General features: G+C 47.4%; 10 protein-coding genes. 6 read left to right on the forward strand and 4 right to left on the reverse strand.

What is annotated here, in order from left to right:
* Both yajC and nusB read right to left on the reverse strand, forming a co-directional pair.
* Positions 1-318, reverse strand: a complete 318-nt coding sequence (gene yajC, locus E0E47_RS07655) for a preprotein translocase subunit YajC (protein ID WP_008625590.1) — start codon at positions 316-318, stop codon at positions 1-3.
* A 12-nt stretch (positions 319-330) separates the two neighbouring features.
* Positions 331-1,263 carry a transcription antitermination factor NusB gene (nusB, locus tag E0E47_RS07660; protein ID WP_008625591.1) on the reverse strand — a complete coding sequence of 311 codons (933 nt, stop codon included), beginning with the start codon at positions 1,261-1,263 and terminating at the stop codon, positions 331-333.
* Positions 1,264-1,390: 127 nt separating this feature from the next.
* Between nusB and E0E47_RS07665 the strand changes: the two genes are divergently transcribed.
* The 5 genes from E0E47_RS07665 to E0E47_RS07690 all read left to right on the forward strand — a co-directional run bounded on the left by E0E47_RS07665 (position 1,391) and on the right by E0E47_RS07690 (position 4,312).
* Positions 1,391-1,780 (forward strand): DUF3276 family protein, encoded by a 390-nt coding sequence (locus E0E47_RS07665; protein WP_232038520.1) that lies wholly within the window; start codon positions 1,391-1,393, stop codon positions 1,778-1,780.
* Between the two features lie 586 nt (positions 1,781-2,366).
* Positions 2,367-2,549, forward strand: coding sequence for a hypothetical protein (locus E0E47_RS07675; RefSeq protein ID WP_232038368.1), 183 nt, complete (start codon positions 2,367-2,369; stop codon positions 2,547-2,549).
* A gap of 145 nt (positions 2,550-2,694) precedes the next feature.
* Positions 2,695-3,288, forward strand: coding sequence for a 50S ribosomal protein L25/general stress protein Ctc (locus E0E47_RS07680; RefSeq protein WP_008625595.1), 594 nt, complete (start codon positions 2,695-2,697; stop codon positions 3,286-3,288).
* Positions 3,289-3,302: 14 nt separating this feature from the next.
* Positions 3,303-3,866: an aminoacyl-tRNA hydrolase gene (gene pth / locus E0E47_RS07685; RefSeq protein ID WP_008625598.1), complete on the forward strand. Its 564-nt coding sequence runs from the start codon at positions 3,303-3,305 to the stop codon at positions 3,864-3,866.
* Positions 3,867-3,874: 8 nt separating this feature from the next.
* Positions 3,875-4,312 carry an RNA-binding S4 domain-containing protein gene (locus tag E0E47_RS07690; protein ID WP_008625600.1) on the forward strand — a complete coding sequence of 146 codons (438 nt, stop codon included), beginning with the start codon at positions 3,875-3,877 and terminating at the stop codon, positions 4,310-4,312.
* On the opposite strand, the gene E0E47_RS07695 is transcribed toward E0E47_RS07690, so the two are convergent.
* Positions 4,309-6,558, reverse strand: coding sequence for a cation:proton antiporter (locus tag E0E47_RS07695; RefSeq protein WP_130893362.1), 2,250 nt, complete (start codon positions 6,556-6,558; stop codon positions 4,309-4,311). The genes E0E47_RS07690 and E0E47_RS07695 overlap by 4 nt on opposite strands.
* Positions 6,559-6,564: 6 nt before the next feature.
* Positions 6,565-7,788, reverse strand: a complete 1,224-nt coding sequence (pepT, locus tag E0E47_RS07700) for a peptidase T (RefSeq protein ID WP_130893363.1) — start codon at positions 7,786-7,788, stop codon at positions 6,565-6,567.
* Positions 7,789-7,992: 204 nt separating this feature from the next.
* On the opposite strand from pepT, the gene E0E47_RS07705 reads away from it, so the two are divergent.
* On the forward strand, positions 7,993-12,042 hold the full coding sequence (locus E0E47_RS07705; protein ID WP_130893364.1) for a DUF5013 domain-containing protein: 4,050 nt from the start codon (positions 7,993-7,995) through the stop codon (positions 12,040-12,042).
* Positions 12,043-12,174 lie beyond the last annotated feature (132 nt).

Genomic DNA, 12,174 nt, shown 5'->3' on the forward strand with positions numbered 1-12,174 from the left:
TTATTTACCTGCGGCCGTGTCGGTCGGCGCACCGGCATACACTGAATTCTTAGCGATTTTAATTTTTACGCCGGAGGCTATCTCCACCATCAATGTATTATCGAGTTCATTCACTTCTTTCACTTTTCCATAAATTCCGCCTGCCGTTACCACATCAGTACCCGGAACGATGCTGTTTCTGAATTTCTGGATTTCTTTTTGTTTCTTATTCTGAGGACGAATCATAAAGAAATACATGATGGCGAAAATAGCGACCATCATAATAATCATAGACATGCCTCCGCCTTGTTGCTGCAATAAAATTGTCAATAAATTCATGGTTGTATTATTTTAATTGTTTGTCTTCTCTAATTTTTTCTCTGCTATTAATTTTTTGGAAACGGCATCCAACAATCCATTCACGTATGCCCCACTACGCGGCGTACTGTAGATCTTGGCTATATCTACATACTCGTTCAATGAGACATTCAACGGAATATTGGGAAAAGTCAGAATCTCTGCCAATGCAATTTGCATAATCAACAAATCCATAAGGGCAATCCGATTGAATTCCCAGTTCTTTGTATTATCGCTTATCAGCTTACGGTAATACTCCGCATTCAACAACGTGTTACGGAACAAACGATGGGCGAATTCCCGATCCTCTTCATCCTTGAATTCCGGCAAAAGCTCCTGTCCGGCTCCTTTAGCCTCGTCAAAACGCTTGATGGTCTTCAGCACAAACGTATCCACGATATATTTGTCGTCGTTCCAATATAGGCTCATATCTTCAAGCAAGGAGTCCAACTCTTCATTATTAGAAATGACATTCTTATATATCTTGCGCCATAACTCACGGTCCTGTGCATAAGAAGACTCGGATGATGCCATATACTCTTTGTAGTAATCCGTCTCTATGATTTGTTTGTACAACGAACGCACAAACCCTTCTTCGTTCACCCAACTTTTTTTCTGGTTTTCACGAAAATCCAACAGTTGTTTATTTACTTCCAACTGCATGATAAAACGATTGTCAATGAACTTTGTACTGGGCGGTTCACCCACCTTGATACGGTTATACCTGCTCTGTGCCGTCTCTACGGCACGTTCTGCTATCCGGTTGATTTCTACCATCAGGGCCAATAGGTAATTATACAAATCATAAGCCTTGGCCAAACTGAAGAAAAGTTCTTTTTCCGCCGTATCTATGTTCTTTCCCCCGTTTTGGTAATAAGCATAAGTAATCTGAACAACCTTTAAGCGTATAATCTCTCTGTTTATCATATAATATTATATATTGCAGTGCAAAAGTACGTATTTTATAGATAAAAAGGCCATCTTTCCCTCATTTTTTTTGGATGTTTTAAAAAATATTCTCAATTTTGAAGTAGTTATTTATAAACCGCAAAATATGGAAGATTTCAAAAAGAACCAGGAAAGAGATAAAGACATCGTCTTTTCCAAATCCGTAAAGGCAGGAAAACGTATTTATTATGTGGATGTGAAGAAAAACAGGAAAGGTGAATTATTCATAGCCCTCACAGAAAGCAAAAAAGTCATATCGGGAGATACGGAATCTCCATCCATAAATTTTGAAAAGCATAAGATATTCCTTTACCAGGAGGATTTCGAGCACTTTATGTCCGGGTTGGAAGAAGCTGTGAACTTCGTCCGCAAGGAACAGCCAGGAATAGAACCGCGACAAAGTCACAATACAACAGGTGATGAAAGTAACATAAGTTCAGATTTGAAAATTAACATGGACTTAAACGTGGAAGATATCGGATTAAATGTAGAATAACGCTAACATATAAAGGATAGGTTTGGGGTCACATGATTCTAAACCTATCCTTTAATAGCTCCAATATTTGCTTCCGGAAAGATTAACCTAATATTCCTAACTCATGAAACAAGCTATACTTTTTTCTCGGAATATCTCTACGCAGGATTCACTTTATTGGCACTCCTGTCCTAAATATTCAACAAAAGCCTTGATTGGCAGTCGGATGTGCCCGTACAATCTGCGCCAAACGATTTTCCGTTCTAAGCCAAACAATTTTTCAATCTGCTGAGAACGATTTTCAGGTATGCCTACACCTGTTTTACGGGCTTTGCTGTGCCAAACGCCCTGCCCCACCTCCCACAAACGGTTTTTCGTGCGAAAGGGTTCGCATCCTTCAGACACCCTCTGTACCAATGCTTTAAGGTGAACTTTCTGCCTTTACATCCTTCACCGGGATTTCACCGGGAAATGATACACAGCATACAGGTTCCGATTTACAAATGTAAACAAACTGGTAATCAACAGGGTTATGGTGAAGGGTTTGACAAGAGCTTTTTCATGTCGTATATTTGCGGGCAGAAAACAGACCCTAAACACGGCTACTATGGATTTCAAAAGGATTGCACATCATGCCGTAAGGAGGTGGAACAAAAAACGAAAGGCAGAAAAAGCTGCGAACACGCCACGCACCGCTGCACCGCAAGAGGAAACGCTACCGAAAGCCGCCAACCTCAAATCCGCCCTCGGAAGTTTCCTCGCCGGACTACACTGCGTGATGGAAATATGAAAAAAACACCCGCAACATTTGGCCATGCCAATGAAAAGCCGTAATTTTGCACCGCTTTTCAGCATCATCGAAAGATGCACACATCGTGTGATGGTGAGATTAAGCATAAATCACTTAATTTAGAGTAACACAAAAAATTAATGCAATGAAAGAAATTAATGTAAAAGGTACAGTAAGAACTGTATTCGGCAAGAAAGCTGCCCGTGACATCCGTAGAGCCAATGCTGTTCCCTGCAATTTGTACGGAGAAGCAAAAGATGAAAACGGCGCACCAGTCGCATTGGCATTCACCACGACAAACGATGAACTGCGCAACCTGATTTACTCCCCGGATATCTATGTTGTAAATTTGAACATTGACGGTAAGGAATACAAAGCAGTATTGAAAGAGCTTCAATTCCATCCGGTAAAAGACAACGTATTGCATGTGGATTTCTACGAAATCACTGAAACCAAACCCATCATAATGGAAGTGCCCATCAAACTGAACGGTTTGGCAGAAGGTGTGAAAGCCGGTGGACGTTTGGCCGCATCCGTACGTAAATTGAAAGTAAAATCTGTTTATACTCAAATTCCCGAACGCCTGAACATCGACGTGACGAGCTTGGGATTGGGTAAGACCATCAAAGTCGGTGAATTGCATTTTGATGGTTTGGAGTTGGTTACTAGCAAAGAGGTTGTCGTTTGCCAAGTTAAGATGACGCGTAGCGCAAGATCTGCCGCATCTGCTGACAATTAATCCATAGACAGCGAATGAAATACTTAATTGTCGGTTTGGGCAATATCGGAAACGAATACGCCGGAACCCGTCACAATATAGGTTTTAGAGTATTGGATGCCTTGGCCAAGGCATCCAATCTTGTTTTTGAGGACAAACGCTACGGCGCTGTGGCTTCCCTCTCGCTGAAAGGGCAGCAATTGGTGCTTTTGAAACCGTCCACCTACATGAACTTGAGCGGAAACGCCGTCAGGTACTGGATGAACAAAGAGAACGTTCCCCTTGAACGTATCCTGGTGGTCGTAGACGATTTGGCCCTTCCATTCGGTGCCCTACGCATGAAGCCAAGCGGAAGTGATGCCGGTCATAACGGATTGAAAAACATAGCCTCTGTCTTAGGTACACAGGCATACGCCCGACTTAGGTTCGGCATCGGTAACGATTTTCCCCGGGGTGGACAAATTGGCTTTGTACTGGGACAATTCACGGAAGAGGACTTGGAAACCATGGACGAACGGGTGGGACTGGCTTGCGAAATGATAAAAAGCTTCTGCCTGGCCGGTATCCAGATTACCATGAACCAATTCAACAAGAAGTAGAAGGATGTATGAACGAAGCGAGAATAGACAAGTGGCTGTGGGCCGCCCGTATCTTCAAGACACGTTCGATGGCCGCTGCAGCCTGCAAGAAAGGACAGGTTTCCATGAAGGGAGCGCAACTGAAACCTTCACGCACCGTCAAGCCTGGTGATGTCATTGAAGTGCGCAAACCTCCTGTCACTTATTCTTTTAAGGTCAAGCAGACCATAGAAAAACGGGTCGGGGCCAAACTGATTCCGGAAATACTGGAGAATGTCACTCCACCAGAACAATACGAACTTTTGGAGATGAGTCGCCTGAGCGGTTTCGTCGGTCGCGCCCGTGGAACCGGACGCCCAACGAAGAAAGACCGTAGGAGCTTGGAGGAATTCACCACACCCGAATATTTGGACGACCTGTTGTTCGACTTCGATGTCGAAGACGAAGAAGGCGGGGAAGACGATTAAGGTTTACCCACAAAAAGCCGTGACAGGGCTTCTTTCTCCCCTACTAGCCAAATGATGTCTCCGACACGGAAAACCCTCTCGGCTTCAGGTTTCTCCAACATACCGTCGGGGGTCTCAATGCCTACAATCATACAGTGGTACCGGTCGCGGATGCCACTGTTTTTTATTTTTACCCCTACGAATCTGGACACCTCGGTAATCAGGAACTGTTTCAACTGCATCTCACGGTCCTGAAGTTCCGCCTCTACGATGACCGTATTCGCCAATGCACCGGAAAAACGTTCTATCTGCTCGTCCGTACCTATCACCTGGATATGGTCACGAGGATAAATACGGTCATTGCCGTTGGGTATATTCATATAGTGCGTTCCGCGAATGATGGAAACGACGTTGACCTCATAACGTTGCCCCAATTTTAAATCACCCAACAACCGGCCTCCCCAAATAGACTCTTCCGGAATTTCAAAGTCAGCCAGATGCAAATCCTTAGACAATAAACGTTGTGCATAACCGGGCTGCACCTTACCATCGCGACGCGCCAACATGTCCCGACTATGCAAGTTGTCCATAAAGACTTTCTCCATCCGGATGGAATTCCGTCGCAACGGACGGGACAAGGAGATTCCCCCTACAATCAACAGGGCAAACAACAACAACAAGGGGTCGGCAAACGGCACTAAAAAGCGGATGATATAGAAAATGAGCATACAAACCACCACCGACCTCACAATAAGCGTAAAGACCAACGGCAAACGGTTGTAACGACTTTCCTTCCACAAGGCCTGAAACAAAGACGAACGTCGGCCGCGTGCCATGACACCCCGCAAAAAAGGAGCGATGCAAAGCAGCGTGACGACTCCGCAAAGCGCATTCGCCCACCAATGGGGCAATATCTCGCGGGTAAAGGGTAACAGAAAACGGAAAGACAGGGCAATGACCGTCACGGAAAGAATCGTAAAGACCACAACCTGCCTCAACATGGCAGAAATCAGTTTCTTCCAATTTCCGGAATGGCTCTGCACCACCGCGCCCGGCGTATAGCGTTCCAACCACGCCACCCAACCGTGGGGCAACACGCGGCACAACCAGGAATAAGCCGGACCAGAGGCTTTCAGCATATAAGGCGTAGTGAAAGTCGTCACTACGGAAACGGCTACCACAATAGGATAGAGGTAATGGCTCGTCACGCCAAGCGACATCCCCAAAGAAGCGATGATAAAAGCAAACTCCCCTATTTGCGACATGCTAAAGCCGCACTTCATCGCCTCTTTCAACGGCTGCCCGGCCAATACGAAACCGAACGTCCCGAAAAAAGCCTGCCCTGCGATGATAGTCAAGGTCAAGGCTACTATCGGCCAGGCATACTCAACCAATACTTCCGGGTCCACCAACATCCCTACAGACACAAAGAAGATGGCACCGAACAAATCCTTCACCGGAGCCACCAACCTTTCTATCCGCTCGGCTTCTACCGTTTCGGCCAAGATGGAACCTACCACAAAGGCGCCGAACGCAGCACTAAAACCAGACTCCACAGCAACCACCGCCATGACGAAGCAAAGCGCCAACGATACGATTAACAAGGTCTCGCTGTTCAAGAACTTTTGGTTTTTCCTTAATATAATAGGTATGAGATATAACCCAACTACAAACCAAAGTATCAAGAAAAAGCCTAATCGGAGCAATCCCGCTATCAACTCTTCTCCTTCTATATTATGGCTTACAGCCAAAGTGGATAGCATCACCATCAACACAATGGCCAGTATGTCCTCCAGAATCAGTACACTGAGCACGATTCCCGCGAACTTTTTCTGTAAAACACCCAGATCCTGAAAAGCCTTGTATATAATGGTAGTGGAAGACATGGCCAACATTCCGCCCAGATAGATGCAATCCATGCTCTTCCATCCGAACAGATGCCCGACAGACGTGCCTAAAAACATCATGCAGAATATAATGGTAAGGGCGGCAATGACCGGTGCCGCCCCCATCTTGAGTATTTTCTTGAAACTGAACTCCAGTCCCAACGTAAACAACAAGATAACGACACCTATCTGCGCCCAAATATCTATGCTGCCCACATCCCGTACCGATGGCGTATAAACAAAATGAGGCCCTGCAATGAATCCTGCTACTATGTAACCTAGCACAACCGGTTGCTTGAGCCACTTAAACAATAGGGATACCCCGGCGGCGACTAACAATATCCACGCCAAATCCTGAATCAATGCCGGAAGATGTTCCATTCTCTGCTATTTTACTGCCGTCAACTCTGCTATCTTCACAATGGTCATCATCGCCTTTTCCATGCTCTGCACCGGAACAAACTCATGGCGCCCATGAAAATTCAGTCCTCCTGCAAAAATGTTAGGACACGGCAATCCTTTAAATGAAAGCTGCGCCCCATCCGTTCCCCCACGGATAGCCCTCACCCGGCACTCTACCCCGCATGCCTCCATGGCCTCTTTCGCTATGTCGATGATATGCATCACCGGCTCCACCTTCTCGCGCATGTTGTAATATTGGTCACGCACCTCGACCGTCACCGTACCCTCCACGGTTTCCTCATTCAGTTCTTCAGCCAATTGCCGCACGAACGCTTTACGGGCTTCAAACTTCTGCCGGTCATGGTCGCGTATGATATAAGACAAGATGGTTTCCTCCACCGTACCTTTCATACCTGTCAGGTGGTAAAAACCTTCATAGCCTTCCGTGGTTTGCGGGGTTTCGTCCGAAGGCATCCTGCGGATGAACTCAGCGGCTGTCAGCATGGCATTCCGCATCTTGTCTTTGGCATACCCGGGATGCACGTTCAGTCCTTTCACCGTCACTTTGGCTGCCGCTGCATTGAAGTTTTCAAACTCCAATTCGCCTACTTCTCCGCCATCCATAGTATAAGCCCACTCACAACCAAACTTCTCCACATCAAAAAGATGCGCCCCCATACCGATTTCTTCGTCGGGATTGAAGCCCACACGGATTTTACCGTGCTTGATTTCCGGGTGTTCCCGAAGGTAAACCATGGCCTGTACGATTTCCGCAATACCGGCCTTGTCATCAGCTCCCAACAGGGTATGGCCGTCCGTGACAATCAAATCCTCACCCACATGATCCGACAATTCGGGAAATTGTTTCGGCGACGTAACAATCCTCTCTTCAGCGCACAATACAATGTCCCCTCCATCGTATTGCTCCACGATTCGCGGTTTCACATCCTTGCCCGAGCAATCCGGCGAAGTGTCGATATGGGCTATAAAACCGATTGTAGGCACGTCACGCTCCGTGTTCGCAGGCAACGTAGCATACAAATATCCATGTTCGTCCAACGATACGTCCTCAAGTCCTATCGCTTTCAATTCGTTCTCCAAATATCGTGCAAACACCATCTGCTTGTCAGTACTCGGACAACCCTCTCCTTCTTCATTCGACTGCGTGTCAAAACTCACGTATTTCAAAAATCGTTCTATCAGTTCCATAATTCATCATTCGTTTAATCTAAGTTGTAAAATTAATCAATCCTATAGTTTTTCGCAACAAAGGACTGCTTTTTTGTCCTTTTTTTATGTTATAAAACATGATAAGGTGGTTTTATTTAAAATAATTCCATTTATTTTTTGTAAGCGCACTCTTTTATTGTATATTTGACACCAAATAATATTAATCCTAACAATAATGAAACCATGAAAAGACCTATACTGGTATTTTACAGCATGTTACTTGGTTGTACGGCTACATACGGACAACAGGATGTCACATCCATTTATCTGGCTAATCCCTCTTTCGAAGAGGACGCAAAGGCTTGTACACAGGATTCCCCCGACGCACTTTATGAAGGCACCGAAGGGTTGCGAGGATGGAACTTGTCGCCCAAAGGATGGCAAATTACCAGTCCCGGAAAAGCCCTCCTTATTAACAAGGAATGTGCCACAGACAATGGATTCGGCAAGACGGAAGCAGCCAACGGGGATTTTGCCTACTACCAACGTTTCGGTTGGGGCAGTGCAAATTCGGAAATGAGGCAAACCACATCCACCCCTTTGCCGGCCGGGGAATACGAACTGAAATTTTTCAGCAAAGCTTTTGCCGCCAACAATGCCGCGACCAGTGCGACTGTCACGGTCAGCGACAGAGAACTGAAATCGTTGGACAAACTGACAATTACCTGCGTGAACGGAAACGCAGGTATTATGGCAACTTCTTCATGGACGGAAAATTCCCTGAAATTCAAGTTGGAGGAGGAATCCGCCATTACCCTATCGGCACAAATGAGTTGGGGCAACGGGGGAAGCTGCATTGCATACGACCATTTTACGCTGACACAACTGCCGGAGGGCAGCCTCGATCCCGACGCACCGAGCATTGAAGGCGGCACGGAAGACCAAGTGGACTCCCCCACCGAAGGAGTCATATCCCATGAGTTCGTAGAAGAATCAGCCATGCAACAGGATCTGTTGCAAATGTTGGCCAACTCCCTGACATACGCCCATAATATATGGTACGACTGCGCGGCTCCCAACAGTAAGGACGAAGCCTGCGGATATTTTAAAGCCAACAGTGCCGGACAAAGCAACGAGGACGGCGTGCGCACAAATGCCGACTTTTCCATGATTTGCGCTTTCCTTTATAAATATGGCAAAGGTAAAGTAAACCTTCCGGAAGGCATCACTTGGGACATGGTAAAAGACATGGCCGTGAAGTCGCTCGTCTTCGGTTATTCCACCCATAAAGTCAATAAATTCAAGATTACCTCGGACAACAGGTATTGGGGTTCCGTCAGCAATGCTGACCACGTATGGGAAAGTTCGCTTTGGGCCACGTCATTGGCATACGCCTCTTATTTCCTGAACGAAGAATTGAGCGAGAGCCAAAAGACTTATATTTACAACATGATCAAGGCGGAATGCAATTACGAACTCGAACGCAGCATTCCCACGGGTTACAACGGCGACACGAAAGCCGAAGAAAACGGTTGGGAAACCAACATCTTGTCCTGTGCTTTGGGACTCTACCCCGACGATGCACTGGCCCACAAATGGTTCGACCGCCTGCGTGCGTTTGCCATCAATTGCTATTCGCACGCCGATGATGCCCAAAACACTACGGTCATCGACCCCGAATATGACGAGACCACCGTACAGGACCTGTACATCGGCAAAAACCTGTATGACGACTATACATTGCAAAACCACAATTACTTCCATACTTCTTACCAGAATGTCGTGATGCAGGAACTGGGCGAATCCCATCTGGCCCTCCATCTGTTCCAAGGCGAGAATCCGAAATGGAAGACCAAGGCCTTGATGCACAACAACCAGAAAGTCATGGACGAGGTGCTCTGCCGTCTGGCGTTGGCCGACGGAGAACTGGCTATGCCGAACGGCAATGACTGGAGCATGTTCCTCTACGACCAAATCACCAGCTACACCACGGCTGCCTGCTTCCTGCGCGACCCGAATGCCCTGATGCTGGAAAATCTGGCTTACAAACATATCAAGGCCCGCCAAAGCACGACACAGGATGGAAGTTGGTTGCTCAACAGCGACATCGGCCCACGACGTATGGGTGTGGAAGGACACCGCGTCATGATGACCTACCTGATGCATGAACTGGCTTCCACGGCAGACATGCAGGCCACATCTTGGAAAGATTTCAGCCAATCGCAGGAACAAGCCTACATCTTCACTCCACAAAATATCGTACGGGCCAACACGCCCGACCGTTTCAGCGTGTTCTCGTGGAGTAACGGGCTCAAGAGCTATACCGGATATATCGCGTCCAACAAGCCTGACAAAAACAAAATCATCGTGCCCTACAAGAAGAACAACACGGGAAACATCTTAGGTTGGTACACCGTAAACGGCAAGGCCACAGATGCCTCACCCGTCATCAGCGGCATCTACGACCTGAACGGGAACAGTTACACCATGAACGGCAAGTTGATGACCAACGGGAACAGTCTGGAAAACAACTTCACCCTCTTCTCCACCCCGGGCAACGCTTTCATCTACATGGATTACGTGGTGGGCAAAACCAACGGAACCATAACTGAAGAGAAAGGCGGCCTGATGGCTATCAGCACCGACCCGTTCACCAAAAAAAAACGTACGCTCTACCATAGCAAAGGACGATTGCAAACCGATGGCAGCCTGTTGAAATCATTCGAGGGAAACTGGGTCAACATCGACAATGAAGTAGGAATCGTGAGCACGGCTACCGACAAATCCATCGCCTTCGGAGACCGTGAACTGAACAGTTCCATCTTCCTGTCCAAGATTTACCCGGTTTACTCGACCGACGGACGTAGCTTCAGCAACGGAAGCATCGTAGACCGCCGACACATTATATATTATAGCAATGTGGACTCGGCCGACACGGAACAGTTGGCTGCCGACGTACTGCCCCTGACAGCACAAGTGGCCGAAGGTTGGAACGGCATCATCGTCAGCGACCCTGACAGTGCGCGCTATCTGCTGCTCGGCAACTATCTCGGAGAAACGGCCTGCACCCTGAAAGACATCCTTTTGCCTGACGGAGCACCGGTCTTCACGGAGATGACCGCCGTCAACGGACGAGGCTCCACTGCCACATTCCGTTGCGACGTGAACCACAGCGTGGCCAATACGCTCCGCGTGTTCATCCAAGGCGACGGACTTTCCGCCCGACAGATGGAAAACGACTCTTGCGGTGCCAACCTCTATAATCATAGCGGACAAAAGCAACAAGCCCAAGTCACGATTTGGGCTGACGGAAATAAACTGACCGCAACAGTCACTGTGGAACAAGAATCTTGTGTATCCGTCAAAGCTGTCGGGAACGAAATCCTTACCGAAACCGTGGACCTCAAAGAAGAACAGGAAGAATTTTTCGATGTCACTGCACAATTTCTCTCCAATCCCGGTTTTGAAGAAGACCAGACCTACGGAACAGAAAGCAAAGTGACATTGAACGGAGTGGTCTACGATCCTTGCTACGTCAATACGGTCAAAGCATCCGACAGCAAATGGCCGCAAGTCCTGCCCATCCAAGGTTGGACACCCGGCAACAGACTGAAAGGCGGCTCCAACTTCGCCGTACTGTATTCCATGCCTTACAGCACCACCATGTATTGCGTATCTCCGTCCAACGTGGGCAACTCGGCCAGTATCATGGCAGCTCCCGCCACGGATGATGCCTGCGGCAAACGCTGCCTGAGCATCCTGAACTCCTGGGACAGCGGCAATAACAGCATCTCACAAACCTTCACCTTGCCCAAAGGCGAATACAAATTGAGTTTTCTGGCACAATACGTATGCGCCAACGAAATGCGGCACATCAACGATTACACCATCGCCACGACCGGCGACAACCTCAATTATTCCCGTTGCGGAATCCGTTTCGGCGACACGGAAATATACAAATATCCCCGGTTAGCCAACCATTGGGAAACTGTGGAATGCCCTTTTTCGCTTGAAACGGAAACTCAAGTGACCGTCAGCATGGGACTCGAAACCACAGCCGGAGTCGGAGCAGCCTACAATACCCGCTTATACATCGATCAGGTAAAACTTTACAGTAAGGACGAAATCATAGATGACATCTCAGGAATCCTCGGTGGAGCGGACACAGAAAATGTCGATGTGTACAATCTGCAAGGCATGAAATTGCGCAGCAACGTCCCTGCCGGGCAAGCCACAAGCGGATTGTCTAAAGGCATTTACATCGTAGGAAATAAAAAGACAATCCAACATTGACCTCAATATTCAACTGTTCGCAAGAGAGACTCGTTCCCGATGGAATAAGTCTCTTTTCGCTTTGTTACCGTATTCTCACCGAAAAGAAACCGGGTTGTCATATCCTACGCCTAACTTTGTAGCGTCCTAAAA

This window comes from Paraprevotella xylaniphila YIT 11841 (genome assembly GCF_900683745.1).
Classification (GTDB): Bacteria; Bacteroidota; Bacteroidia; order Bacteroidales; family Bacteroidaceae; genus Paraprevotella; species Paraprevotella xylaniphila.